The 24,671-nt window shown below is 37.0% G+C and carries 26 protein-coding genes; 2 read left to right on the forward strand and 24 right to left on the reverse strand.

Annotated elements, in window-relative coordinates; genetic code table 11:
• Window positions 1–34: 34 nt before the first annotated feature.
• The 13 genes from IWB18_RS01650 to IWB18_RS01710 form a co-directional block, all read right to left on the reverse strand.
• Complete coding sequence (locus IWB18_RS01650; protein WP_195681848.1) at window positions 35–265, reverse strand: KH domain-containing protein; 231 nt, start codon at window positions 263–265, stop codon at window positions 35–37.
• Window positions 266–288: 23 nt separating this feature from the next.
• On the reverse strand, window positions 289–534 hold the full coding sequence (rpsP, locus tag IWB18_RS01655) for a 30S ribosomal protein S16 (RefSeq protein WP_195681849.1): 246 nt from the start codon (window positions 532–534) through the stop codon (window positions 289–291).
• Between the two features lie 19 nt (window positions 535–553).
• On the reverse strand, window positions 554–1,888 hold the full coding sequence (ffh, locus tag IWB18_RS01660; protein ID WP_195681850.1) for a signal recognition particle protein: 1,335 nt from the start codon (window positions 1,886–1,888) through the stop codon (window positions 554–556).
• Between the two features lie 12 nt (window positions 1,889–1,900).
• A complete protein-coding gene (locus IWB18_RS01665; RefSeq protein WP_195681851.1) occupies window positions 1,901–2,257 on the reverse strand; it encodes a sigma factor-like helix-turn-helix DNA-binding protein in 357 nt (118 codons plus the stop codon).
• A 71-nt stretch (window positions 2,258–2,328) separates the two neighbouring features.
• The gene (gene ftsY / locus IWB18_RS01670; protein ID WP_195681852.1) at window positions 2,329–3,243 is read right to left on the reverse strand and encodes a signal recognition particle-docking protein FtsY; all 915 of its coding nucleotides are present in this window, start codon (window positions 3,241–3,243) and stop codon (window positions 2,329–2,331) included.
• 10 nt (window positions 3,244–3,253) lie between these two features.
• Entirely contained in the window at window positions 3,254–6,805 is a 3,552-nt protein-coding gene (gene smc / locus IWB18_RS01675) for a chromosome segregation protein SMC (RefSeq protein WP_195681853.1), read from the reverse strand.
• Window positions 6,786–7,901, reverse strand: coding sequence for an elongator complex protein 3 (locus tag IWB18_RS01680; RefSeq protein ID WP_195681854.1), 1,116 nt, complete (start codon window positions 7,899–7,901; stop codon window positions 6,786–6,788). The genes smc and IWB18_RS01680 overlap by 20 nt, the downstream gene beginning before the upstream one ends.
• A complete protein-coding gene (gene rnc / locus IWB18_RS01685; RefSeq protein ID WP_332310646.1) occupies window positions 7,891–8,583 on the reverse strand; it encodes a ribonuclease III in 693 nt (230 codons plus the stop codon). The genes IWB18_RS01680 and rnc overlap by 11 nt, the downstream gene beginning before the upstream one ends.
• Before the next feature lie 114 nt (window positions 8,584–8,697).
• Window positions 8,698–8,925: an acyl carrier protein gene (acpP, locus tag IWB18_RS01690; protein WP_195681856.1), complete on the reverse strand. Its 228-nt coding sequence runs from the start codon at window positions 8,923–8,925 to the stop codon at window positions 8,698–8,700.
• 37 nt (window positions 8,926–8,962) lie between these two features.
• Window positions 8,963–9,958 (reverse strand): phosphate acyltransferase PlsX, encoded by a 996-nt coding sequence (plsX, locus tag IWB18_RS01695; RefSeq protein ID WP_195681857.1) that lies wholly within the window; start codon window positions 9,956–9,958, stop codon window positions 8,963–8,965.
• Window positions 9,959–10,038: 80 nt separating this feature from the next.
• The gene (gene rpmF, locus IWB18_RS01700) at window positions 10,039–10,218 is read right to left on the reverse strand and encodes a 50S ribosomal protein L32 (RefSeq protein ID WP_195681858.1); all 180 of its coding nucleotides are present in this window, start codon (window positions 10,216–10,218) and stop codon (window positions 10,039–10,041) included.
• Window positions 10,219–10,229: 11 nt separating this feature from the next.
• On the reverse strand, window positions 10,230–10,709 hold the full coding sequence (locus IWB18_RS01705; protein WP_195681859.1) for a YceD family protein: 480 nt from the start codon (window positions 10,707–10,709) through the stop codon (window positions 10,230–10,232).
• Between the two features lie 38 nt (window positions 10,710–10,747).
• On the reverse strand, window positions 10,748–11,968 hold the full coding sequence (locus IWB18_RS01710; RefSeq protein WP_195681860.1) for an acetate/propionate family kinase: 1,221 nt from the start codon (window positions 11,966–11,968) through the stop codon (window positions 10,748–10,750).
• Window positions 11,969–12,262: 294 nt separating this feature from the next.
• Here IWB18_RS01710 and IWB18_RS01715 point away from each other — a divergent pair, with 294 nt between their 5' ends.
• Entirely contained in the window at window positions 12,263–13,492 is a 1,230-nt protein-coding gene (locus IWB18_RS01715) for a nucleotidyltransferase (protein ID WP_195681861.1), read from the forward strand.
• 26 nt (window positions 13,493–13,518) lie between these two features.
• Here the strand turns inward: IWB18_RS01715 and IWB18_RS01720 are convergent, their stop codons facing one another.
• From IWB18_RS01720 to IWB18_RS01745, 6 genes are read right to left on the reverse strand one after another with little or no spacing between them, the layout of a single operon-like run.
• Entirely contained in the window at window positions 13,519–13,962 is a 444-nt protein-coding gene (locus IWB18_RS01720) for an ATPase (protein ID WP_195681862.1), read from the reverse strand.
• Complete coding sequence (coaD, locus tag IWB18_RS01725; protein ID WP_195681863.1) at window positions 13,940–14,446, reverse strand: pantetheine-phosphate adenylyltransferase; 507 nt, start codon at window positions 14,444–14,446, stop codon at window positions 13,940–13,942. The genes IWB18_RS01720 and coaD overlap by 23 nt, the downstream gene beginning before the upstream one ends.
• Complete coding sequence (gene rsmD, locus IWB18_RS01730; protein WP_195681864.1) at window positions 14,443–15,003, reverse strand: 16S rRNA (guanine(966)-N(2))-methyltransferase RsmD; 561 nt, start codon at window positions 15,001–15,003, stop codon at window positions 14,443–14,445. Before rsmD ends, coaD begins: the two co-directional genes overlap by 4 nt.
• Window positions 15,004–15,014: 11 nt before the next feature.
• Window positions 15,015–17,042 (reverse strand): ATP-dependent DNA helicase RecG, encoded by a 2,028-nt coding sequence (gene recG, locus IWB18_RS01735; RefSeq protein WP_195681865.1) that lies wholly within the window; start codon window positions 17,040–17,042, stop codon window positions 15,015–15,017.
• Window positions 17,043–17,047: 5 nt separating this feature from the next.
• Window positions 17,048–18,667: a DAK2 domain-containing protein gene (locus tag IWB18_RS01740; RefSeq protein WP_195681866.1), complete on the reverse strand. Its 1,620-nt coding sequence runs from the start codon at window positions 18,665–18,667 to the stop codon at window positions 17,048–17,050.
• A gap of 22 nt (window positions 18,668–18,689) precedes the next feature.
• Window positions 18,690–19,040, reverse strand: a complete 351-nt coding sequence (locus tag IWB18_RS01745) for an Asp23/Gls24 family envelope stress response protein (RefSeq protein ID WP_195681867.1) — start codon at window positions 19,038–19,040, stop codon at window positions 18,690–18,692.
• A gap of 184 nt (window positions 19,041–19,224) precedes the next feature.
• Between IWB18_RS01745 and rpmB the strand changes: the two genes are divergently transcribed.
• Window positions 19,225–19,416, forward strand: coding sequence for a 50S ribosomal protein L28 (rpmB, locus tag IWB18_RS01750; RefSeq protein ID WP_195681868.1), 192 nt, complete (start codon window positions 19,225–19,227; stop codon window positions 19,414–19,416).
• Window positions 19,417–19,473: 57 nt separating this feature from the next.
• Here the strand turns inward: rpmB and IWB18_RS01755 are convergent, their stop codons facing one another.
• From IWB18_RS01755 to rlmN, 5 genes are read right to left on the reverse strand one after another with little or no spacing between them, the layout of a single operon-like run.
• Window positions 19,474–20,115, reverse strand: coding sequence for a thiamine diphosphokinase (locus IWB18_RS01755; protein WP_195681869.1), 642 nt, complete (start codon window positions 20,113–20,115; stop codon window positions 19,474–19,476).
• 4 nt (window positions 20,116–20,119) lie between these two features.
• A complete protein-coding gene (gene rsgA / locus IWB18_RS01760; RefSeq protein ID WP_195681870.1) occupies window positions 20,120–20,989 on the reverse strand; it encodes a ribosome small subunit-dependent GTPase A in 870 nt (289 codons plus the stop codon).
• Between the two features lie 8 nt (window positions 20,990–20,997).
• Complete coding sequence (pknB, locus tag IWB18_RS01765; RefSeq protein ID WP_195681871.1) at window positions 20,998–22,887, reverse strand: Stk1 family PASTA domain-containing Ser/Thr kinase; 1,890 nt, start codon at window positions 22,885–22,887, stop codon at window positions 20,998–21,000.
• Window positions 22,887–23,627: a Stp1/IreP family PP2C-type Ser/Thr phosphatase gene (locus IWB18_RS01770; protein WP_195681872.1), complete on the reverse strand. Its 741-nt coding sequence runs from the start codon at window positions 23,625–23,627 to the stop codon at window positions 22,887–22,889. Before IWB18_RS01770 ends, pknB begins: the two co-directional genes overlap by 1 nt.
• Before the next feature lie 14 nt (window positions 23,628–23,641).
• A complete protein-coding gene (rlmN, locus tag IWB18_RS01775; RefSeq protein ID WP_195681873.1) occupies window positions 23,642–24,667 on the reverse strand; it encodes a 23S rRNA (adenine(2503)-C(2))-methyltransferase RlmN in 1,026 nt (341 codons plus the stop codon).
• Window positions 24,668–24,671 lie beyond the last annotated feature (4 nt).

Below are 24,671 nucleotides of genomic sequence, written 5' to 3' on the forward strand. Positions count from 1 at the left end.
TTATAATAAATAAAGCCAGGTTTCCCTGACTTATTTATTGCATTATTTCCAGTACAACCTTAACATTTTCTTTCGTCGCCGCTGCCTTTAAAACAGTTCTCAGTGATTTGGCGATCCTTCCCTGCTTGCCGATAACTTTTCCCATATCGTCAGGCGAGACTCGCAACTCCAGAACTATTGATTGATCTTTTTTAATTTCTCTGACTTCAACGTTTTCGGGATGATCTACAAGTGATTTAGCCAGAATTTCTACTAGTTCTTTCAAAAAGACACCTCCGGAAATCATAATTAACCGATAATTCCGTTTTTCTTGAGTAAAGCTTTAACTGTGTCAGAAGGCTGTGCGCCATTATCCAACCACTTCTTTGCCTTTTCTTCATCGATTTTCAATTGAACCGGCTCAGTCAAAGGGTTGAAGTAACCAATCTCCTCGATGAATTTACCATCTCTTGGAGATCTTGAATCTGCAACAACAACTCTATAGAAAGGTTTTTTCTTAGCACCAATTCTTTTTAATCTGATTTTAACTGCCATTTTTTCACCTCCTTGAAATTTACATGAATGGAAATTTCATTCTTCCATGTTTTTTATTATTTAAACCGCTGAACTGCTTCATCATCTTCTTTGATTGCTCAAAGCCTTTCAGCAATTTATTCACATCTTGTACTCGCGTTCCCGACCCTGCAGCGATCCTTTTTCTGCGGTTCGCATTTATTATTCCGGGATTGATACGTTCTTCGGGAGTCATGCTGTTGATAATAGCCTCTGATCTGCTAAACTCTTTTTCATCAAAATCCAATCCTTTGAGAGCTTTTTTGTTTCCTCCAGGCATCATATTCAATATATCTTTAAACGAACCCATGCTCTTCATTTGAATCAGTTGATTTTTAAAATCTTCGAGCGTGAATGTCTGTTTTCTGATCTTTTCCTGAAGTTCAATTGCCTTTTCCTCATCAAAGTCAGTCTGGGCTTTTTCAATAAGACTGAGGACGTCTCCCATTCCCAGAATTCGAGATGCCATCCTGTCCGGATAAAAAACTTCCAGATCCGTAAGTTTTTCTCCCATACCTGCAAACAATATGGGCTTACCGGTCACAGACGCCACGGATAGGGCCGCACCACCCCTTGTATCGCCATCAAGTTTAGTTAGTATGACACCGGTTATGTCGATTTTCTCATTAAACGTTTCAGCAACATTTACTGCTTCCTGCCCTGTCATCGAATCGATATTCAAAACTACATGATCAGGTTCCACAGTTTTTTTAATGTCCACCAATTCATCCATAAGTTTTTCATCTATTTGAAGTCTTCCTGCAGTATCGAAAATCACAGTGTCAAAAAGGTATTCTCTCGCATATTTAAGCGCATCTGCAGCTATTTTAACCGGATCTTTAGCACTCTCGTCAGCATATACATGAGTTTCCAGTTGTTTGCCTATTACTTGCAGCTGCTTTATGGCAGCAGGTCTGTATACGTCACAGGCGACCAGCAATACCTTCTTTCCATCTTTTTTCATGTAAGCAGCCAGCTTGCCCGCCGTGGTGGTTTTACCTGCACCTTGGAGTCCTACAAGCATGATGGACGTCATGCCTTTTGGCGAATATTTTAACTTAAACGGTTCTCCACCCAACAACTGAGTCAATTCATCATTGACTATCTTGATAACCTGTTGCCCCGGTGTAAGGCTTTTGAGCACTTCTGATCCCATGGCTCTTTCATTTATGCTGTTGACAAATTTTTTTACTACCTTGAAGTTTACATCCGCTTCAAGCAATGCTAATTTTATCTCTCTTGTCGCTTCTTTGATGTCCTTCTCTGTGAGTTTGCCTTTTCCTCTAAGCTTCTTGAACGTGTCCTGAAGTTTTTCGCTAAGTCCCTCAAATACCATAGTTGACCTCCATCAATTTTCCTCCAACAGTTCACCGAGTTTTGCTTTTACTGAATCTACCATGCCCTTTATTTCTTGATCACTACCGTTTTGATCGATCTCGTTTAAAATATCCATGCATTCCAATACTGTTGTTTGTCTCTTTTTGTATCTTTGAACTAAATTTAGTTTTATATCAAAATCATGCAGTATTTCCTTGGATCTGATCAGAAGATCTCTGACGGCCTGCCTGGTAATACCCATTTTTTCACCAATTTCTGCCAAAGAATAGTTGAAGCTGTAATAATATTCTACAGCTTTCTTTTGTTTCTCAGTTAAAAACTCACCGTAAAAATCATACAAAATGGATATCTCAAAAAATTCTTCCATTTGGCACCTCGCTGTAAAGGTTATTTGCTTTACAGTAAGATTCTAATAGAAAGACATCCTTCTGTCAAGTTTTATTCAAACAAAATTTCAACAAAATCTTCAGGAGAGAATTTTTGCAAATCATCCATGCCCTCACCCACTCCAACGTATTCGACGGGGATCCGGTATTGATTTTTTATAGGTATCACGATACCGCCTTTTGCAGATCCATCAAGTTTTGTCAAAATGATCCCGTCGAGATTGGTTACTTCATTGAATGTGGCAGCTTGGTTTAATGCATTTGTACCGCTGGTTGCATCCAACACCAAATATCTGTAGATATTGAAATAATCAGATTGCCCATTGATAATTTTGTTCATCTTGGACAATTCCTTCATCAAATTATCCTTGTTGTGAAGTCTTCCAGCCGTATCACAAATCAGTATGTCCACACCCTTGGCTCTAGCAGCGTGGAGCGCATCAAAAATCACCGAGCTCGGGTCAGCACCCTGCGCATTTTTTATGATAGGAACATCTACTCTTTCGGCCCATATTTCCAATTGTTCCACTGCTGCAGCTCTGAAAGTGTCTCCAGCAGCCAGCATCACGGACTTCCCTTCATCCTTGAACATTTTTGCCAATTTTGCTATGCTCGTAGTTTTACCCACTCCATTAACTCCAACTATCAAAATTACAGCGGGAGTATCAATGTTCTTGTTTTCAACATTTTCTACTTCCAGGATCTCCTTGATAACAGTTTTGATCGCTGACTTTACCATAGCTTTTTCCGTTATATTCTCTTTGGAAATAAGATCTCTGGTTCTTTCAATGATTTTATTCGTACTTTCATATCCAATATCCGCTAAAATCAATATTTCTTCCAGCTCTTCAAAAAATTCTTCATCATAGACCCCTGAATAATTTATCAGTTGATCTATTTTTCCTGAAAAATTCTTTTTTGTCTTAACCAGACTGTTTTTTAATTTTTCAAAAAAATTTGCCGCCATTTGCATCCTCCTAAATAATATCTGATATTTGAACAGAGAGCATTTTTGAAACTCCGTCCTTTCCCATGGTTATTCCATAAAGCCTGTCAGCTATTTCCATGGTACCTTTTCTGTGAGTAATTGTAATAAATTGATTTTGCTTGTTAATAACTGATAAAAATTCAGCAAATCTATCTACATTACTGTCATCCAATGCTGCATCGATTTCGTCCAACACGCAGAACGGAGCAGGTTTGATGCTTATTATGGCAAAGAGCAACGCTATAGCGGTCAATGCCTTTTCTCCACCTGAAAGAAGAGTTATATTCTTAAGTTTTTTCCCCGGAGGCTGAGCGACGATTTCGATTCCTGTGTCCATTATATCTTCATCGTCGATAATTAACAGTCCTGCATTTCCACCGTTGAACAATTTTTTGAACGTTTGGTTGAATTGGCTCTGTATCAATGAAAATTGTTCTACAAACTGAATTTCTATATCCTTGCTGATATTCTTTATCAAAGATTTCAATTCGTCCCTCGCAGCTAACAGATCTTCCTTTTGCTCGGTGAGAAATTCGAATCTTTCTTTTACTTCAGTGTATTGTTCGATGGCTGCCAGGTTAATGTTTCCCAAGCTCTTTATTCTGTCTTTTAGCTCCCGAACTTTCTTGATCTCCGCATCCATGTCTTCGACCGGATAGCTATACTCTTTGGCCATTAAATAGGTCATTTGATAATTTTCAAAGATACTTTCCGACAAATGTTCCTTCTCGATTGTGTTCGAATTTATTTTCAGATCAAGTTTTCCCAAGGATTCATTTATTAACGCCATTTCGTGATTCAGATCCTTCAATTTTCGCTCGAGAGAATCAAATTCTGAATTAAGGTCATGACGCATTTCCTGCATCTCTTTAAGCTCGTTTTTGACTTCATTCTTTTTTTCTTCAGAACTCACCATGCTTTCGGTTCTTACTTTAATTGTATTTTCCAACTCAATTATTTTTTCTTTGTGGCATTTGATCTGATTGTCTTTTTTTTCAATAAGATTCTTTTGTTCAGTTATGGTTATTTCCATTTCTTCCTGTCTTTGATTCAAGTTGGTGAGTTCCGTATCAAGTTTTACTCTTTCCATTTTGGATTCATTAAGCATCTCATTTATTCTGCCCAGTTCAGATTCAAGTTTTTCAAGTTCGCTACTGTCAACTTCCTTTTCAGATATTTCCATCTCCTTCTTCAGGCTAGTCAAATGGTTCATTAAACATACTTTCTCAGTATCTGCTGTCAACAAGAGCTCTCTGATTGAATGCATGGTATTCGCATATTCTTCGATTTTTTTATGATTTTCATGCAATTCTGATTTAATGTTCGAAATCTTTTGCTCCAACAATTTTTTTTCGATGCTTTTTTCATTGACATCTTTTAGTATCCTATCAAAATACTGCGTTCGATCAGCCAATTCATTGTCCAAAACATTTAACTCATCGTCGATCTCTTTTATTTCAAGACCATAATTTCTGATTTCATTTTTTAAAGCTGTTATTCGCTGGCTTCTCTGAAGCAAAAGATTATTTTTATTAAAACTTCCCCCGACTATTGCTCCGCCCGGATAAAATACTTCTCCTTCAAGAGTGACTATTTTAGATTTATGATTGAATTTTTGTCTAACCTGGGAAGCACTTTCCATTGATTCAACAATTAAAGTCCTACCCAATAAATTGTTGAAGATATTTTCATATTTTTTATCAAATTGTACTATATCCACCGCAAGGCCAATGACACCGGGAAGCGATTTGACAGATTCAGGCAAAACATCTTTGTTCCCTCTAACAGTGTCGATAGGCAGGAAGGTAGCTCTGCCCCAATTGAACTTATTTAAAAGCTTGATGGCTTTTTTGGCACATTCATCGTCCTGGACTACAATGTTTTGGAATGCTCCGCCCAAGGCCGTTTCTACAGCTACTGAATATTTTTCATCAACATCCAGCAAATTTCCTGTTATATCATGGATATTCGTCCTGAAATAGTCGTCCTTTTCCTTGTATGAAAGAAGATTCTTGACACTTTTGTAATAACCCTTTATATCCTGATCTTCCTGAAGCATATGAAGCTTGGATTTTTGTGATGCGATATTATTCAAGATCGTACTTTTATGGAGCAACTTACTTTCTTTTGATTCTTTTATTTGTAGTATTTCCTCATTCTGATCGATTTTTTCCGATTCCGATTTCACCAGTGATTCTTCAAGAATTTCCAATTTTTTCAAACTTTCCAAAAGATCTTCATTAAATATCTTTTCTTTATCTTTTAGAGTATCTTTTGCAGTTTCCAAGTCCCTGATTTTTTCGGCGGCAAACTCGGTTTCTCGTTCCAGCTTCAAGATTTCGTTTCTTTTTATATTATACTTTTCATTTAAATCACGATTTTTATCTTGTGATAAAATATTGGAGTTTTTGATTTGCACGATCGATTCTTCGTAATCTTTTTTGCTTTCTTCCAAACTCTCAATTTTTGCTTTTAAGATATCAAGTTTATTTAAGGTGTCTTTTATTGCAAGCAAGATCTTGTCCATCGACTCAAGTAGTCTTTCGTTGTTCAAAAAGGTTTCGGCTTTTTCTTCTTCAAGTTGAGTGATGCTGCTTTTGCTGTTGCTTATGTTCGTAACAGAAACCTGAATTTCTGTATTAAACTTCTCGGCACTTTGACTTATTTGAAGTAATCGATCGTTCAAATCAGCCATATCCATATCTATTTTTCCTATGTCTCTGCGTAAAGTTTGATATCTTTCATCCGCGGCTTGGATTTCTGCATTCTTATAATTTTGGTTTTCCAGGCCATCGTCTCTATCATTTTCAAAGTCTCTGATGATCTTGTTCAAACGGTCCGTTTTATAAACGAATACATTCAAGTCGATCTTTTTTAGTTCATCGGCAATTTCAAGATAATCTTGAGCTTTTTTCCTTTGTCTTTTTAATGGTCCAAGTTGTTTCTCCAGTTCAGCGACTATATCAGTTACCCTGTGTATGTTGTCGACGGTTCTTTCGAGTTTTCTTTCAGATTCGATTTTCCTGTTTTTAAACTTGACTATACCCGCAGCTTCATCAAATAAATGTCTGATATCCTGGGGATTGCTGCTTACTATTGAATCGATCTTTCCTTGACCTATGATCGAGTATCCTTCTTTTCCCAACCCAGTATCAGCAAACAGGTCCTGCACGTCCTTGAGCCTGCACTGTACCTTGTTTATAAGGTATTCGCTATCTCCTGATCTATACAACCTCCTTGTAACCGAAACTTCATCAAATTCCAGATCCATATTTTTGTCCGAATTATCCAGGATCAATGTTACTTCAGCATACCCAAGTTGTTTTCTTGCCACTGTACCGGCAAAAATAACATCTTCCATTTTTGTGCCCCTGAGAGATTTGACCTTTTGTTCACCTAAAACCCATTTGATTGCATCGGAAATATTGCTTTTACCACTTCCGTTCGGCCCTACCACAGCTGTAATACCCTTGTCAAAATCCAATTCTATTTTATCGGCAAATGATTTGAATCCGTATATTTCAATTTTCTTCAGGTGCAAAACCTTCACTCCCAACATTGAATTTCCAATTGTAGTATTTTTCTTTTTCTAAAAGAAATGTTCTCAGATCCAGTAAATATGACTTTCCTTCAAATTCCAAAGTTAAACGACCTTCCAAATCATCAGCATGTACAAAACGTATTTTCAGATCCATTTCTTCAGACAAAGTTTTTATAACAAAGGATCTGTTGCCAACAATTTTAGATCTTAGCTTCACAGGACAATGAATGATCAATTCACCGGATTTCAAATCGTGCACATCGCAGGATTTCCTTAACATATCCAGATAAATTGAAGATATCAAAATTTCTCCAAAAGAAGGATGGTATGGACCGGCCACTATTTCTCCACCTTCTGTCAAGGATTTTGATGCGTGAAGCCCTATTCTTATTATTGGGACATTGTGATTGGTGAATATCGTGTATGGTATCTTTACGGCTTCTATCGCTTCATTTAAGCTCAATGGCATGAACGTACCCATTTCATACTGTTTTTCAAGCAAGGTTTCCTTTATAACTATGCACGGGTATATCCTCATGGTCTTCGGCTTCAATTTCAGTAGTTCTGTGGTTGTCTTGTACAATTTTTGCTCGTTATCAGACATCATTCCGACCATTATTTGAAAACCATACGACATGTTTTCTTCATTCAGATTTTTTACCGCCCGTTTAATTATATTCAAGTCGTAATTTCTATTGGATAAATTCAAAACTTCATTATCTGTGGATTGAATGCCGATTTCAACGTGAATATTTCCAAATGCAGACAAGCGTTTCACATCGTCTTTTTCCAGATAATCAGGCCTGGTGGAAATTCTAATATCGTTGATTTTTCCTTCATCAATGTTTTGCCCGGCAAGTTTCAAAAGGGCGTTTTGCAGCTCTATCTCGATAGCTGTAAAACTTCCACCGTAGTAAGCCAGGGTATAAGCAATTTCATCATTTCGATTACTTTTAATATAATCATCAATTATATTTTGTATTTCTTTAAGAGATGGCGTTTTAACGGCTCCGGATATCTTTTTTTGGTTACAGAAGGAACAGTCGTGCGGACAACCTTCATGAGGAATAAAAACAGGTATTATCTTATTTTTCATCCAAAACACCCAAATATACCAGTCCCCGGTATGCAGCCTTTTGCTCTGCCTCTTTCTTGTTGTTTCCTTTGCCCTTGCCGATGACTTTATCGTTGTAAATCAAATCGACGTAAAAAATTTTGTTATGTTCTGGGCCGACTTCCTTTGACACTGTATACTCTGCAAATGATTCTGATTTTTGCTGGACTATCTCCTGCAATTTGGTCTTGTAATCGAACACCAGATTACCGTTGATTGACTCTGTAATATTCTCACTAAGGAGGCCCAATATCACTTTTTCCGCATCTTGTATCCCACCATCAAGATAAACGGCTCCAATAATGGCTTCAAAGGTATTAGCTAAAATAGATTTTCGTTCCCTGCCGCCTGTATTTTCTTCTCCCTTGCCCATCAAAATGTATTTCCCAAAATCATTATGAGCGGATACGGACGACAATGACTCTGTACAAACTATTTTAGCTCTTATCTTTGTAAGTTCTCCCTCTGTTTTTGAAGGACAATTCTTATACAAGTAATCACTTATTATGACCTCGAGTACAGCATCTCCTAAAAATTCAAGTCTTTCATTGTTTTCCATGTTTGATTTTTCATTTATGTACGAGCTGTGTGTCATGGCCTTCTTCAACAATCTTTTATCTCCAAACTTGTAACCAATTATACTCTCGATTTTTTTCGTATCCATCATTCACCTCCTGTGTTCAATCTCTCAATGCAAAAAAAGTTCCAAACGGACAAAAAGAATCTCAAGCTGTGTGCTTTAGATTCTTGTCTGTTAACCAGCAATGTCTTTCACTATTTATAGTTTGTCGAGATACTCAACAACATCCTCCACAGTGCGCATTCCTTCGATTTCCTCTTCATTGATTTCCAAATTAAATTCGTCTTCAATAGACATTATAAGTTCTGCAACATCTAGTGAATCGGCACCTAAATCTTCCATAAAATCAGCATTTAGGGTTATGTCGTCTTCCTGAATGTCCAGATGTTCCAAAATAATGTTTTTGATCTTATCAAATGTACTCATATGTCACACCTCCTACTACTTATATTATGCAAGAAACCTATAATTTTTCAACTGTTTTATTTGTTATTTTTTCTAAAACTTTTTTTTCCTGAAAAATGATGCCTTGTCTTATAGCATTATAAAATGCCTTGGCATCCGAACTGCCGTGTGCTTTGATGATTCCAGCCTTTACACCAAGAAGCGGTGCACCGCCGTACTCCTTGTAATCGAATTGTTTTTTGAATTTTTTCAAAGCAGGTTTTAAGAGAAGCGCACCGATTTTTGACCTAATATTGGACGTCATGGATCGTTTAAGTGATCCCATTATGTAATTGCTCAAGCCTTCAGTCAATTTTAAAATAACATTTCCCGTAAAACCGTCACAAACCAAGATATCCGCCTCTGATTCCACCAGATCTCTGCTTTCCACGTTGCCAATAAAATTAACACCCGATTCTTTCAGCAAAACGTAAGCTTCCTTATATAATTCGCTTCCTTTGTTCGCTTCGGTTCCAATATTTATCAAACCTACCTTGGGACTCTGGATCCCCATGATATTTTCTGCATAAACCGACGCCATCATGGCAAACTGTTCCAAATAGACCGCCTTGCAATCAGCATTTGCACCAACGTCCAAAAGCAGTGTGGGAGTTCCTTTCTTCGAAGGTAACGCAATCGTAAGAGCCGGTCTTTGTATTCCTTTGATCCTCCCCAACAAAAGAGTTCCACCTGCCAATAAAGCCCCAGTAGAGCCTGCAGATACAAAAATCGACTCCGGGTCCTCCTTTAAGCGTCTTATTCCGACAACCATTGACGAATCTTTTTTCTGCCTGATTACCTTGGAAGGTTCATCTTCATTCTCAACTACTTCAGTAGTATTAATTATTTCAATGTCGGTCCCGGTATATCCAATCTTTTTCAATTCGTTGTTGATTGCGATTTCAGAACCCAATATGTGTATTTTTTTGTTAAAATCACCGACAGCCTTGACACAAGCTTCAACAATCGCTTCAGGAGCATTGTCCCCACCCATGCCGTCTACATAAATATTCATGATCCACCTCTCGTCAATCTTTTAAGCACCAATAAATTTTTGATAAATAAAAGAAACGGCAGAGTTAAACTCTGCCATAGTTATGCTTCAACTGAAATAACTTCTTTATCTTTGTAAGTTCCACAAGATTTGCATACTCTGTGTGGGAGCTTTACCTCTCCGCATTTGGGACAAGTACTCATTCCCGGAACAGTAAGCTTGTAGTGGGTCCTTCTTTTATCTCTTCTTGATTTGGATGTTTTTCGCTTTGGTACCGCCATGTTTACACCTCCTATTCGTCCTCATTTAATAGATTGTTCAGAACAGATAAACGAGGATCAAATTGTTCCGATTCACAATTACAGTCATTATAATTCTTATCTTTGCCGCAAACGGCACAAAGACCCTTGCAGGTTTCTTTGCACAACGGTTTTGTTGGCAAATTTAGAATAATATTATCCCGTATCAATTCTGTCAAGTCCAGGTTTTCATTTCCGTCTTTTTGAATATCACTCAATTCCAGTACTTCATCAAAATCGATGGAAAAATCTCTTTCGAATAAAGCTGTGCACCTTGAGCAATTTAACTTAGCTCTGAATGAGCAGTTAAATGCAACGTGCAATTCATCCTCCAACAGGCTGACTGTTCCTTTTACCTTGATTGGCGTGACTATTGCAACATTTTTGTCAGAAATAACATCTGAATTTAAAACAAATTCAATTTCTTGGACAATTTTGTGTCCTTTAATCAAATCTGCAATGTTGATATTCAAAAAAACCACCTCATAACTTGCAAAGAGTATTATATATTCTAAGACAAGGCTTTGTCAAGTACTATCCCATCCACGATTTTTTTGGTGTCTCGTGCTATGGCCATTTCTTCATCAGTAGGTATGACAAGTACTTTGACATTTGATTCAGGAGTCGAAATCATGTTTTCCTGTCCTCTGATTTTATTTTTCTCATCATCGATCTCTATACCAAGATATGTCAATCCTCCGCATATGGCCTTTCTGTTTGAACCTGAATTTTCTCCAAGACCTGCTGTGAATACAATGGCATCCACACCGTCCATAGCTGCAACATATGATCCTATGGATGTTTTTACTTTGTAATTAAAAACGTCTATTGCCAGTTGAGCTCTCTTGTCTCCATTTTCTGCCGCACTTTCAATATCTCTGAAGTCGGAACTTACTCCTGAAATCCCAAGTACTCCGGATTCTTTATTTAATATCTCATACACTTCATCGGTAGTCAGATTTTCCTTCTCCATTAAGAAAGTTACTATCGACGGGTCTATGCTTCCGCATCGTGTTCCCATGGCCAGACCTTCAAGAGGTGTGAATCCCATAGTTGTATCAATCGAGTAGCCGTTTTTGATGGCGGATATGCTGGCGCCGTTGCCTAAATGGCAGGTAATGATTTTTAAAGATCCTATATCCTTGCCTAAAAATTTCGCAGCTCTGTCAGAGACGTATTTGTGGGATGTACCGTGAAATCCGTATTTTCTCACTTTGTATTTTTCGTAATACTCGTAAGGCAAAGGATACATGTATGCTTCCTTGGGCATGGTTTGATGAAAAGCAGTATCAAATACAGCTATTTGAGGAACTCCCGGTAAAAGTGCAGTACAAGCATTTATTCCCGTAATATTTGCCGGATTGTGCAAAGGTGCCAATTCAATACATTTCTCCAAAGCTTCCATAACTTGATCATCGATCATCACTGATTCTGAATAGAACTCTCCCCCGTGGACAATCCTATGCCCAACGGCTGATATTTCCGACAGGGATTCTATTACTCCGTACTTTTCACCCGTCAGAGCATTCATAACTAAATTCAATGCGGCCTTGTGATCAGGTATGTTTTCCTTTTGTACTATCTTATGTTTTCCAGTGGGGCTATGAGTAAAGATCCCTGTTTCCAAGCCAATCTTCTCTATTAATCCTTTAGCTAAAACAGACTCGTTGTCTGCATTGATCAATTGGTACTTTAGCGATGAACTACCACAATTAATAACTAGTAAATTCATTAAAACATCTCCTAACTTATTATCGTATAGTTATCATTTTAACATATACCATAACTGATTCAATCAAAAAAACACTTTTATTTTAGTTGTTTTTTTAGATCAATCACAGTACAATTTTGTAAAGTCTTCCATGATTTGAATTTATTTTGTCAAAATCAGGATAGTGTATACGATATACATCACTGTTGTGATATTTAATTAACATTAATTTGTTTCATATGGATGTCAAAATGGTTTCTTCAGACTTCTTTTTATTGTATGATAAAATCAAAGTTTCATTAAGGGGGGGGTTATTTGAAAGTTTTGGGTATTATCGCAGAGTACAATCCTTTTCACAACGGCCATCTTTATCATTTAAACGAATCAAAAAAAATCAGTGAATGCACTCACACAATAGCCATAATGAGTGGACATTTCCTGCAAAGAGGCGAACCCGCACTTATCGACAAATGGAAAAGAGCCGAAATCGCAGTTAAAAACGGAATAGACTTGGTTTTGGAACTTCCGTATGCTTTTTCATGTCAAAGTGCCGAAATCTTCGCTTATGGCTCTATAAAGACTTTGGATGAATTAGGCCTGGTGGACGTACTTGCTTTCGGGAGTGAATCCGGCAAAATTGCGGAACTTGAAAGGATCGCTTTTCTTCTAGCCAATGAAAGTGATGTTTTTAAAACAACACTCCACGAAAAGTTGAAACAAGGTTTTTCTTTTCCCAAAGCAAGAGAGCTGGCTATCGAAAGGGCGATCGGCGGGGAAATTCAGATAGATAAATCAAACGACATACTGGGTATCGAATATTTAAAATGGTTATATAGACTTAATAGTAAAATCAAACCCATGGCTGTTAAAAGAACCAAGGTGGGTTATCACAGCAATTTCGCATTGGATGGGATTGCTAGTGCTACTTTCATTCGAAACTTGATTTTTGAGGATCCAAATTGGTCTGAAAAATTATTCCAGCTGGTTCCAGCCGTGACTTATCAAGAAGTTATGGATTATAAGAGAAATCATGAATTTAACAAATTAGAACATTATTCAAAAGAAATTTGTTACAGCATAATCAGGTCAAACATCCTTGAATTAAAATCGATACCTGATGTATCGGAAGGTATCGAAAACAAGTTGTACGCCTGTGGTTCAAAGTCTAAAAACATGGATGAATTAATTAAATGTGTAAACTCCAAAAGATACACATACACCAGGATTTCCAGAATTTTGTGCCACTTGATGAACAATTACGGAAAAACTCAAATGGATGACTTCTTCAAGTCAAAAATTTTCAAGCCCTATGCAAGAGTGCTGTCTTTTAATGACAATGGCCGAGAAATTTTAAAAAAAATAAGCGGATCTTCTGACATTCCCATGGTTGTGAATCTTGGTAAGTCTGTTAAAAACCTTGATGAAAAACAAAAGCAATGCCTAAAATTCGACACTAGATCAACCGATATGTTTTTTTTAAAATCAAATCCTGACAGACTTGGAGCTGACTTTGTCACAAAGCCGGTGTATGTCAAAAAAAAGTAAGGAATCGCGAACAATTCCTTGCTTTTTCATTTCCCTTTAAGCTGTTTTCTATTCAATTCCAGAGTTTCAGAAACTTCTTTTAATTGACTCTGCAAATCTTTTAGGATGCTGTCCGCATATTCGTTGGTTGATTTTCTAATTTCTCTGGAAATCTCCTCAGCTTTTTTTCTGATTTCCTGAGCTTCTTGATATGCCGACTGTGTAATTTGATTTTCGTCAACCATTGATCTTATTTTTGATTCTGCATCATTCAAAATCTTTTCCGACTCTTTTTGGGCTTCTAAAAGAATTTTTTTTCTCTCTTCTTTGATCCACTGAGCCTGTTTTATTTCATCAGGCAATGACAGCATTATCTCCTGTATGATTTCCAGTGCCTCTTCCGTATTCACCATGACTTTTGATGAAAAAGGAACATGTGTACCTTCATTAAGTATGCTTTCCAATTCATTAAGAAGTGCTATGATCTTCATCTTTTGTCCTCCCGTATTTTTGAGCTATCTTTTCATACACCAAATCAGGGACCATATTCTTTACATCACCGTTGAATTTGATGATTTCCCTGATCAAAGTGGAACTAATGTAAGAATAATTTACGTCTGTCATTAAGAAAATAGTCTCAACTTTATTGTTAAGCTTTTTATTCATCGTGGACATTTGAATTTCGTTTTCAAAATCTGCTACAGTCCTGAGTCCCCTGAGAATATACTCATAGTTGTTCTCTTTCATATAATTGACTAAAAGACCCTCGAAATGGTCAACGGAGACATTTTTCAAATGACTTGTAGCTTTTCGTATCATATCCATTCTTTCATCTGTAGTAAAACATGGCGTTTTTGAAGAATTGACCAAAATGGACACAACCAATTTGTCAAACATATTCGACCCTCTCTCGATCACATCGAGATGGCCCTTGGTCATAGGATCAAAACTACCAGGATATACTGCAATTTTCATTCAATCACCCTGTTTCTAAAAAATAAAACTCCAGTATTGCCAAACTTTCTGGAATCGTAACACTCAAATTCAATAAGATCAAGATTTATGTTTCTGGTAATGTCATGCTCCAAGAGAATTATTCCGTCTTCATTCAGCAAATCACGACGATAAATTGAATTGACGACGCTTTCCAAATTTTCAATATTGTAAGGTGGATCCAGAAAAAAGACATCACATTTTTTACCTGATTTTTCAAGAAAGTCCAAGGATTTGACATAGGACGATTCTCTTACGATGCCACTGTCGGCAAAATTGCAATGTTTAAGATTTTTCTTTATCAACTCTATACTTTCTCTATTGTTGTCAAAAAAATATACTTCTTTTGCTCCTCTGCTTATTGCTTCGATTCCCATTGAACCACTGCCTGCAAACAAATCTATGAATACACTTTCATAAATCCACGGACTGATTATATTAAATAAGGACTCTTTTATTCTATCCGTAGTAGGTCTTACAGTCAAATTTTTGGGAGAAAATAACTTTTTCCCCTTGGCTCTTCCGCTGATAACTCGCATGATATCACCTGTTAATCAAGATAATGGATCTTTTCCTTGAATGATCCTATCAAATTTTCTATTATCTTTGTCCTTCCATCTTCTTTGAGTCTTTCAAAAATTCTTTCTGAAATCTTTACCTGAACCAAATCCCTGGCCAGATCCGTCAGCGCAAAATCCGGAAGTCCGTGCTGCTTAAATCCAAAGTAATCTCCAGGCCCTCTCATTTCAAAATCCTTGTTCGCTATATAGAATCCATCAGTGCTTTCAGTCAATACTTTTAATCTTTCCCTTGTTTTCTCATTGTCAGATTCAGAGACCAGAAAACACCAGGATTCGTGATTGCCCCTTCCCACTCTTCCTCTTAATTGGTGAAGAGTAGCCAGTCCAAATCTATCAGCATCCATCACGACCATTATGCTGGCATTGGGAACATCTATCCCCACTTCTACAACCGTAGTCGCAATTAAAACATCAATTTCACCTGAGTTGAATTTTCCCATGGCTTGTTCTTTTTCAGGATTTTTCATCTTACCATGAACCAAACCCAAATTTATTTTATTAAAATAAGTGCTTTTTAATTCCTTGTACAAGTCTTCGGCAGAAAAATTGCCTGAATCCGAAAGTTCTATCTCGGGACAAACAATGAAAGCCTGTCTTCCATTTTTAACTTCATTTAACAAGAAACCATATAATTTTTCAAGTTTGTTTCTTTTAAGTGTATGAGTTTTTATTTCCTTTCTTCCTACTGGAAGTGTGTCAATGGTAGAAATGTCCAAATCTCCGTAAAGAACGTGGGAGACTGTTCTGGGTATCGGAGTTGCGCTCATAACCATCATGTGGGGTGAAGCACCCTTTGCTGTCAGCTTTTTTCTTTGTTCTACACCAAAACGATGCTGTTCATCTGTGATGACCAACCCAAGATCAGCAAACTTTAAATCCGGTTCTATTAAAGCGTGGGTGCCTACCAAAACATCGACTGAATTGTTTTTTATATCCTTGTAGACCAATTCTTTATCTTGCTTTTTCATTTTGCCTTTTAAAAGGGCCACCCTGACGCCGAATGGTTCCAAAAACTTTTTTAAAGTCTTCTCATGTTGTGTCGCAAGAATTTCAGTTGGCGCCATCATTACCGATTGATAACCGCAGAGATAAAACAGATACTGAAGAACCACTGCAACAACGGTTTTTCCGCTTCCGACATCTCCTTGTATCAATCGGTTTACTCTTTTGGCTTCTTTTAAATCCGAATAAATTTCACCAATTACATTTTCTTGTCCCGAAGTTAATTTGAAAGGCAGTGAATCTATAAATCTATTTGCTTTCTCTATTATTTCATCAGTTAAATCCAATTTAACATCTGTCACGTTAAATTTTTTCAAATATTCAAATCCAGCTCTTACTTGAAGCAATTCATCGATGACCAATCTATTTCTAGCTTGCAGAATATCTTTGCTGCAAGTGGGGAGATGAATCATCTTTAATGCCAAATCACGTTGCAGCAATTCAAATTCATCTAAAATTTCTGTGTTTAAATACTCTTTCTCGGAATATCCATCTTCAAATATCGAAAAAACGGCATTACGAAAGTCCTTCTGTCCCAGACCTTTCGTCAGGCTGTACTTTGGTGTGTATTCGCTAAACACTATTTGACCGATATCTTTGTTGAAATCGGGACTCTCAATAGTAATAACACCAAATTTTCTGTTGATTTTTCCGTAAAAATAATACTCATTTCCCTTTTTTATTGAATTTTTTACATAAGGCATATTGTACCAAATTACATCGAAATTTCCAATACTACCTCTACATGCAAATTTAATTATCTTAAGATTGTTTCTGATTCTTTTTTCAAGCGGAAGAGAAGAAATAGTACCTTTGACAACGAATTTCTCACCTTCCGTCAATTCATCCGAATTTTCTATCAACACTCTGCGTTCATAATCCCATGGAAAATAATTGATCAGATCACGAATGTTAAATATACCAACTTTATGAAAGAGTGTCTCTTTTTTTTCTCCTATGCCTTTTAAAGATTTTATTGACTCGTACTTGTTCATTTATATTACTCCACTGATACGATGTAATAATAAAGTGGTTGTCCCCCCCAGTGTAGTTCCACATCGAGCTCTTCATAATCTTCTTCAACATTGTTTAGAAGATCATTTGCATTTTCTTCACTGACATTTTCCCCGTAATAAATCGAAACGAGTTCGCTATCTTCATCGATCATGATTTCGAATAGATCCAAACAAACTTTCTGCGGATCATTCCCTATGCATGCTATTTCGCCGTCGAAAATTCCTATAATGTCATCCTTCTTGATTTCTTTGCCTTTAAAACTGGTATCTCTTACAGCATAAGTCACCTGCCCGGTCTTGACTCCTTTAATAGCTTCTGACATATTCTTATCATTATCTTCCACTGTTGATTCAGAATTGAATCCAATAAGCGCTGTTATTCCTTGTGGCACTGTTTTGGTCGGTATTACGATAACATTTTTCTTGCTGATGGCTCTCGATTGGTTTGCTGCAAGTATTATATTGCTGTTGTTTGGTAGAATAATAATATTTTCAGCATTGATCTTATCTATCCTGCTGATAAAATCTTCAGTACTCGGGTTCATCGTTTGGCCACCTAAAATTACTTCATCAACACCCATATCCATAAAAAGATCTTGCATGCCCTTGCCTGATGCCACAGCTATGATCCCATACTTCTTGGGTTCATCAGTCTGTACTTCACTTTTTGCCTGTGATTTGGTTTCGACCTGTTCTCTCATGTTGTCGATTTTTATTTTTGTCAATGAACCTATTTTCATAGCTTTGCCCATGGCAATATCAGGATTATCTGTATGTAAGTGAACTTTTATTTTTTCCTCGTCCCCGACAACAATTATTGAATCTCCAATTTTTTCGAATTCTTCAGCTAAATCTGAACGGATCTGCTCGTCATTTTCTCCTATTATGATAAATTCAGTACAGTATCCAAAAGTAATGTCTTCCGGTGACAGAATTTTGTCTTCAACAGGTTTCTCCCAATCTATGACTTCATTATAGACCGACTCTTTTCCAGTAAGGGCATTGTGAGCTCCTTCCATTATAAAGATCAAACCCATTCCTCCTGCATCTACCACACCTGCGTCCTTTAACACCTTAAGCATTTCGGGTGTCTTATCCAAAACTTTTCTACCTTCTGTGATGATATCCATCAAAAAATCTTCCATGTATTCATATTTAGAGTGATTGTTCATGGCAAATTCCGCCATTCCCCTGGCTACTGTCAATATAGTACCTTCAGTGGGTTTCATCACAGCTTTGTAGGCCATGTCCGAAGCACTTTGAAGAGCAATTGCCATCTGTTCCATATTTGCTTCATCAAGTCCCTTGCAGGCTTTCGATAGTCCTCTCAAGAGTTGTGAAAGTATTACTCCGGAATTTCCTCTCGCTCCCATTAAAGCACCACTTGACGCAACTGATGTTATTTCGGAAACACTCGTATCTGCATAAGCTTCAATTTCTTTTGCAGCATGTCTCATGGTCAATGACATATTTGTACCTGTATCTCCATCTGGAACGGGAAACACATTTAAATCGTCCACTGTTGTCTTATTTGCATCAAGGTTTGCCGAAGCTTCCATCAGCATTCTTTTTATTAAATTCCCATTAATAAATTTGGTTTGCATTTTGTTATTCCTCCTCTGGCTGTCATACCCTGACGCTTTCTACTATAACGTTGATTTTTTCAATTTTTAAACCTGTTTGATTTTCTACATTGTATTTGACTTTTTCAATTATGTTCTCAGCCACAACTGAAATTTTCACTCCAAACTCGATTATCACGTAAAGATCTATGCTGATCTTTCCATTTTCTTCAGAGACTTTAACACCTTTGCTTAGGTTTTCTCCTTTTAAAAGCTGCACTATTCCATCAGTACTTTTTTTTGATGCCATTCCTACCACACCGTAACATTCTGTTGCGGAAAGGCCTGCAATGTTGGCAATAAGATTTTCAGAAATATTGATATATCCAAATTTATTATATATTTTTGCTGACATTTTGTTTCCTCCTCTTAATTGTTTACATTATTATTCTAAGTTATGCCATGTAATTATTCAAGTAACAATACGTTTTTATTCTCAACACCAATTTCAAATCAACTTTTTAAACTAGTTATTGAACTTCAATATCAATTGTGCTATAATCTTAATGCTATGTGATTATAGCTAAGGAGGGTTGGAAATGTCAAGAGTTTGTGAAGTTTGCGGAAAAGGTTCCGTTTCTGGAAATCAAATAAGTCACTCTGTTAGGCACACTAAAAGAGTGTGGCTGCCTAATTTACAGAAAGTAAGAGCCATGGTAAACGGTTCTCCTAAGAGAATTTCAGTTTGCACCAGATGTTTAAGAAGCAACAAAATTGAAAGAGCACTATAATAAAATTTAAAGGGGATGTCTTCATCCCCTTTATAAACGTCTGTTTTTCAAATCCCATCAATCTTCGGAATACACCAACATGAGTATCCCTTTTTCAAATACGATCTCACTCCTATTGTCGACCACTATATTGCTGATTCCTCGAGACAAGCCAACATAAAGATTTTCATTTTTCAATGGATATTTAAATCCTTTCAAGGTAATGCCTGCAACCGTATCGCTTATCGGAATCAAAGAAATCGTAGACCCTTTTCTTTCGAATATCTTCGTAGATTTGATCGCTATTTGAATTTCATTTTGTTCATCCACTATTTTTGAGTGGATATTTTTTTTTGCCAGTTCGATCAACAAAAATACATTAGCCATAGTGTGGTCGAACCTTCCGCCGGTACATCCAATCATCACTATTTCGTCGCACCCTGAATCGACCAATCGCTGCAAAGCCAACTCGGTGTCTGTTTCGTCTTTTTCGATGGGATGTTTTTCAAATCTAACACCTTGAGCAATAAATTCTTGTTTTGTATTGCTGGAAATGGAATCCAAATCTCCTATTACCAAGTCCGGCACGATCCCAATCTTTCTGGCATTGTTACCGCCGCCATCTGCACAGATTATAATGTCAAATTCTTCTTTAAATGCCAATTTTTTATAAAATTCCGTGTCATCCACAGGTCCGTTTGCAATCAAAAGACCTTTCACGCGATCATCTCCTATTTTGTATCAATTCCATATGCATTTGCTTGTAAAATTCATATCTTTCTTCCGAGACTTCTTTACCGATATTTTTCTTTATCATGCAGTCCGGTTCGTTTATGTGCAGACATCCTTTAAACCTGCATTGTTCTCTCAATGGTTCAAACTCAGGAAACAACATTTCCAATTCACTCTCGTCCATTTGATCCACCTCAAAGTTTGCAAAACCCGGCGTATCAGCCAAATATGAATTTTCTTGGATTTTAAAAAGTTCCACATGCCGCGTGGTATGTTTACCCCTTTTGATTTTTTCGCTTAATTCTCCAACTTCTACAGAATTTGACAATCCAGTTAGTTTTCGTATCAAGGAAGATTTTCCTACTCCTGAAGGTCCCGATAATATTGTTATATTATCCTGCAAGATCGACTTAATCTCATCGATACCTTTGGCTTCTTCCACTGATGAAAAAATTAACTTGTATCCGGTATTTTTGAAAATGGATCTAATCTTTTCTTCTGTTTCCAAATCGGTAAGATCCGATTTATTGAAACAAATGACGATATCCAACATTAATTTTTCAGCACCCAGAATTATCTTGTTGAGCAATTGGAGATTCAACTTAGGCTCGATCCATGAAAATACTACCAACACTTGGGTTGCATTGGACACAGGGGGTCTTTTTATCAAACTGACCCTGTCTAAAATTTCTTCAATTATTCCTGTCATTTCTCCAGTCATCGATATTCTGACCAAATCTCCAACGTAAGGCTTTTCGCTGCTGTTTCTAAAAATTCCCCGGGCCTTACATTCAATTATTTCATCTTTGGTTTCTACATAATAGAATCCTCCGATACCTTTTATAATTCTTCCTTTAATCATTTCTTCACCTAAAATGTTATGATTTCAGGACTAAATTGCTTACCGTCGATTTCGACCTGATAATATTGTACACCAAATCCCTCAAGTTCAACACTAACTGTCTCATCAGCCTTGTGTTTCTTTTCATATTCAACAGAACTACCGTTGTCTTGGCTGATCAAGACAACTTTTAAATTGACTGTTGGAATTTCCTCATCATCTAAATCTATGTCCAAATAATCTTGAATTCTTATGTTTATGGTTTTTGTCTGAAGTTTTCCTTTACTCACTGTCAATGTAACCACTGAGTTTCTAGGCACTTCTTCATTGGATTTGGGATTTTGATCTATAATTAGACCTTTGTCGAATTGTTCGCTCACAACTTCAGTAATATTGCCAACCTGCAGTCCAGCAGCCTGTATGGCTGCCTTTGCTTCTTCTACCGTTTTGCCTTTGTAGTCTTCCATTATCACAGTGTCTTTCCCTTTACTGACGTATAAGATAATTTCCGACCCTTCTTTAAGCACCAATCCGGGCATCGGATTTTGATCGTATATTATGTCTTTTTCAATTTCTTCGTTGAATTGTCGATTTATCTCCTTGACTACAAAGTTGAAATTTTCCAATTCTTGAATCCCTTCAACTTCAAATTTCCCTATAACATCTGGCACTTCTACTTCTCTAGGCCCTTCGCTAACTGTCAATTTTACTGTTTGAGATTCTTTTATATAGGTGGATGATGCCGGATTCTGGCTTATTACATGATTTTCCGGAATGTTCGGATGATTTTCTCTTTTTTCTATTTCGTAATTAAGCCCGGCTTCTTCAATAAGGCTTATTGCTTCCGTCATTTCCATACCTTCCACTTTGGGCACTTGCACGTCCTTAACTTTAAAAATCGACGCAACAAATATAAGGCCTACAATTACGACTACAGCAATTGCCGATGCCATGATCCAAAATGCGGGCTTTCTATAAATGTTATTTGATTTATTCTGAGATTTTTTAGTATCTGCGTCAACTGATTTTGGTTTTTGTACTGGTTTTATTCCCGGCAGTATCCTTGTTCTTTTATCTCGGGATTTTATATTTTTGACTTTTTCGCCGTTTTGAACTGCGACTAGATCTTGAATCAAATCTTTTGCGTTTTCATATCTGTCATTAGGATTTTTCTTGATCAATTTCAGGACAAGTTCTTCCATGCTTTCAGGAATGTCGTCCAAGTCATCTTCATGAAATTCTATTTCTTCTTGTATGTGTTTGATTGCTACGGAAATTGCGTTGTCAGCATCCAAAGGAACTCTTCCAGTAAGCATTTCAAACATCACTATTCCAAGGGAATACAAATCTGACCTTTCGTCAACAAACCCTCCTCTCGCCTGTTCAGGAGAGATATAGTGTACCGATCCCATGGTTTCTTCAACGAGGGTTATGGTAGAGGTGGTTATTGCTCGTGCTATGCCAAAATCGGTTACCTTTGGTATTAAATCTTCAGTTATTAATATATTGTGTGGTTTGATGTCCCTATGTATTATTTTATTCTTATGGGCATGATCCAGTGCGAGCGCAATTTGTTTTGATATATACGCGGTCTCTTTCCAACTCAGTTTACCTTTTTTTTGTATGTATTCCTTTAAAGTATCGCCCTCGACATACTCCATAACTATGAAATGGTTGTTGTCTTCAACTCCAACATCGAAAACACTGACGATATTATTATGCGAAAGGCTTGCAGCAGCCTGTGATTCTCGTTTGAATTTTTTTATGAACTGTTCATTTTCATTAAACTCGCTTTTTAATACCTTGACGGCTACAACTCTATTTAAAAGGGTGTCCTTGGCCTTGTAAACCAAGGCCATACCTCCTTGACCTATCAACTCCATTATTTGATATCTATTTAATAACTTTTTGCCCTCCATTAATTAACCTCCGGTGCAAATATTATTGCAGTTATATTGTCTCCGCCGCCATTCTCGTTTGCGGTTTCTATCAATTTGTTAACAGCCTCTTGAGGATCATATTCCAATACAATTTCTGAAATTTTATCCTCTTCCACATAATTGGTAAGACCGTCACTACAAATCAAAAAACGTTGTCCGTTTTGTAATTGAAAATTCACATAATCTACATTTGTATTTTCATCAGTTCCCACTGCCCTGGTCAAAACATTCTTATTAGGATGTCTTTTTGCCTCTTCTCTTGTGATTTCACCAGCTTCGACCAATGATTCCACTAAAGAGTGATCCTTTGTCAACTTCTTGAACGAGTCTGTTTCAAACACATACAATCTGCTGTCACCCACGTGAAAAATATGCAGCTGGTCACCGTTCGAAATACACATGGTCAGAGTACTGCCCATACCTAAAAGATCCTGATCACCCAATCCTGCATGGTAAATCTTGCTGTTTATGGATTCAATCTCTTGCATGACCGCAGCCTTTAAATGTCTGAAATCATTAAATGAAGAAATCGATGTATTCTTAAAATAGTTGCCTATTTCATCAATAAGCATGCGACTGGCAATTTCACCGCCCTTATGTCCGCCCAACCCGTCTGCCACTGCAAAAACTGCCACACCGTCTTTTGCTTCAGTTGCCAAAAGAGCGTCTTGGTTGACTCTTCTTTGTCTGCCTATATCTGTTCCAAAACCAATCCTCATAGTAACACTCCTTGTTATTTCACAAATCCTCTTCTTAATTGTCCGCATGCGGCATCGATTTCCGTACCCAATTTTCTTCTTACAGTATTAGACACTCCCGCTTCTGTCAAGATTTTACTAAAACGCACAATTGAATCGTCGTTGCTTTTTTTATAATTGCGTTCCTCAATTTCGTTTACAGGTATAAGGTTGACCATAGAATTTCTCAATGGTTTGAGTAATAATGCCAATTGTTTGGCCATATCATCTGAATCATTCACATTTTTAATCATAGCATATTCAAAGGTGATTTTCCTACTGGTTTTTTCGTAATAAAACTCACAAGCCTGCATCAGATCCTTTAGAGTATACTTTTTTGCTATAGGCATCAATTGTCTTCTTAATTCATCATTGGGGGCGTGCAATGATACTGAGAGATTGACCTGCAAACCAAGTTCACCTAATTTGTATATTTCCGGAACCAGCCCGCATGTTGAAATGCTTATATGTCTTTGCCCTTTATTCAAACCGTCCTTGTCATTTACTATTTTTATGAAACGTATGGTGTTTTCAAAATTGTCCAATGGCTCTCCGCTACCCATTATTACAATATTGGAAATACGGATACCTTCGAGTTTTTCAACACTTGAAATTTGATCGACCATTTCGCCAGCGGTCAAATCACGGTCAAGACCGTCAATAGTAGAAGCACAAAAAGAGCATCCCATCCTGCATCCCGCCTGAGATGATATGCATAAACTATATCCATATGTGTACTTCATCAGGACAGTTTCAATGATGTTTCCATCATTCAAGGAAAAAAGGAACTTCCTTGTAGAGTCTTTGCCATCCTCATATCTTTTGACAAGTTTTATTCTATTTATCGAATAGTTTTCCTTTAATCTTTCTCTTAAATTTTTAGGCAAATTCATCATTTCGTCAATTTCTTCTATTCCTGAATTCACCCATTTAAAAATTTGATTGGCTCTAAATCTTGGCATTCCCTTAAGAACCATTTCTTTCTGCAATTCATCCTTGGTCTTATCTATTAAATCTATCATTATC

This window comes from Alkalibacter mobilis (genome assembly GCF_015594845.1).
Lineage (GTDB): Bacteria > Bacillota > Clostridia > Eubacteriales > Alkalibacteraceae > Alkalibacter > Alkalibacter mobilis.

Excerpts from the sequence above, each read along its gene's own strand:
- rpsP (WP_195681849.1), bottom strand. The coding sequence starts at position 534 with ATGGCAGTTAAAATCAGATTAAAAAGAATTGGTGCTAAGAAAAAACCT.
- ffh (WP_195681850.1), bottom strand. The coding sequence starts at position 1,888 with ATGGTATTTGAGGGACTTAGCGAAAAACTTCAGGACACGTTCAAGAAG.
- IWB18_RS01665 (WP_195681851.1), bottom strand. The coding sequence starts at position 2,257 with ATGGAAGAATTTTTTGAGATATCCATTTTGTATGATTTTTACGGTGAG.
- ftsY (WP_195681852.1), bottom strand. The coding sequence starts at position 3,243 with ATGGCGGCAAATTTTTTTGAAAAATTAAAAAACAGTCTGGTTAAGACA.
- IWB18_RS01680 (WP_195681854.1), bottom strand. The coding sequence starts at position 7,901 with ATGAAAAATAAGATAATACCTGTTTTTATTCCTCATGAAGGTTGTCCG.
- rnc (WP_332310646.1), bottom strand. The coding sequence starts at position 8,583 with ATGGATACGAAAAAAATCGAGAGTATAATTGGTTACAAGTTTGGAGAT.
- acpP (WP_195681856.1), bottom strand. The coding sequence starts at position 8,925 with ATGAGTACATTTGATAAGATCAAAAACATTATTTTGGAACATCTGGAC.
- plsX (WP_195681857.1), bottom strand. The coding sequence starts at position 9,958 with ATGAATATTTATGTAGACGGCATGGGTGGGGACAATGCTCCTGAAGCG.
- rpmF (WP_195681858.1), bottom strand. The coding sequence starts at position 10,218 with ATGGCGGTACCAAAGCGAAAAACATCCAAATCAAGAAGAGATAAAAGA.
- IWB18_RS01710 (WP_195681860.1), bottom strand. The coding sequence starts at position 11,968 with ATGAATTTACTAGTTATTAATTGTGGTAGTTCATCGCTAAAGTACCAA.
- IWB18_RS01720 (WP_195681862.1), bottom strand. The coding sequence starts at position 13,962 with ATGAAGATCATAGCACTTCTTAATGAATTGGAAAGCATACTTAATGAA.
- coaD (WP_195681863.1), bottom strand. The coding sequence starts at position 14,446 with ATGAAAATTGCAGTATATCCTGGTAGTTTTGATCCTATGACCAAGGGC.
- rsmD (WP_195681864.1), bottom strand. The coding sequence starts at position 15,003 with ATGCGAGTTATCAGCGGAAGAGCCAAGGGGAAAAAGTTATTTTCTCCC.
- recG (WP_195681865.1), bottom strand. The coding sequence starts at position 17,042 with ATGAACAAGTACGAGTCAATAAAATCTTTAAAAGGCATAGGAGAAAAA.
- IWB18_RS01740 (WP_195681866.1), bottom strand. The coding sequence starts at position 18,667 with ATGCAAACCAAATTTATTAATGGGAATTTAATAAAAAGAATGCTGATG.
- IWB18_RS01745 (WP_195681867.1), bottom strand. The coding sequence starts at position 19,040 with ATGTCAGCAAAAATATATAATAAATTTGGATATATCAATATTTCTGAA.
- rpmB (WP_195681868.1), top strand. The coding sequence starts at position 19,225 with ATGTCAAGAGTTTGTGAAGTTTGCGGAAAAGGTTCCGTTTCTGGAAAT.
- rsgA (WP_195681870.1), bottom strand. The coding sequence starts at position 20,989 with ATGATTAAAGGAAGAATTATAAAAGGTATCGGAGGATTCTATTATGTA.
- pknB (WP_195681871.1), bottom strand. The coding sequence starts at position 22,887 with ATGGAGGGCAAAAAGTTATTAAATAGATATCAAATAATGGAGTTGATA.
- IWB18_RS01770 (WP_195681872.1), bottom strand. The coding sequence starts at position 23,627 with ATGAGGATTGGTTTTGGAACAGATATAGGCAGACAAAGAAGAGTCAAC.
- rlmN (WP_195681873.1), bottom strand. The coding sequence starts at position 24,667 with ATGATAGATTTAATAGATAAGACCAAGGATGAATTGCAGAAAGAAATG.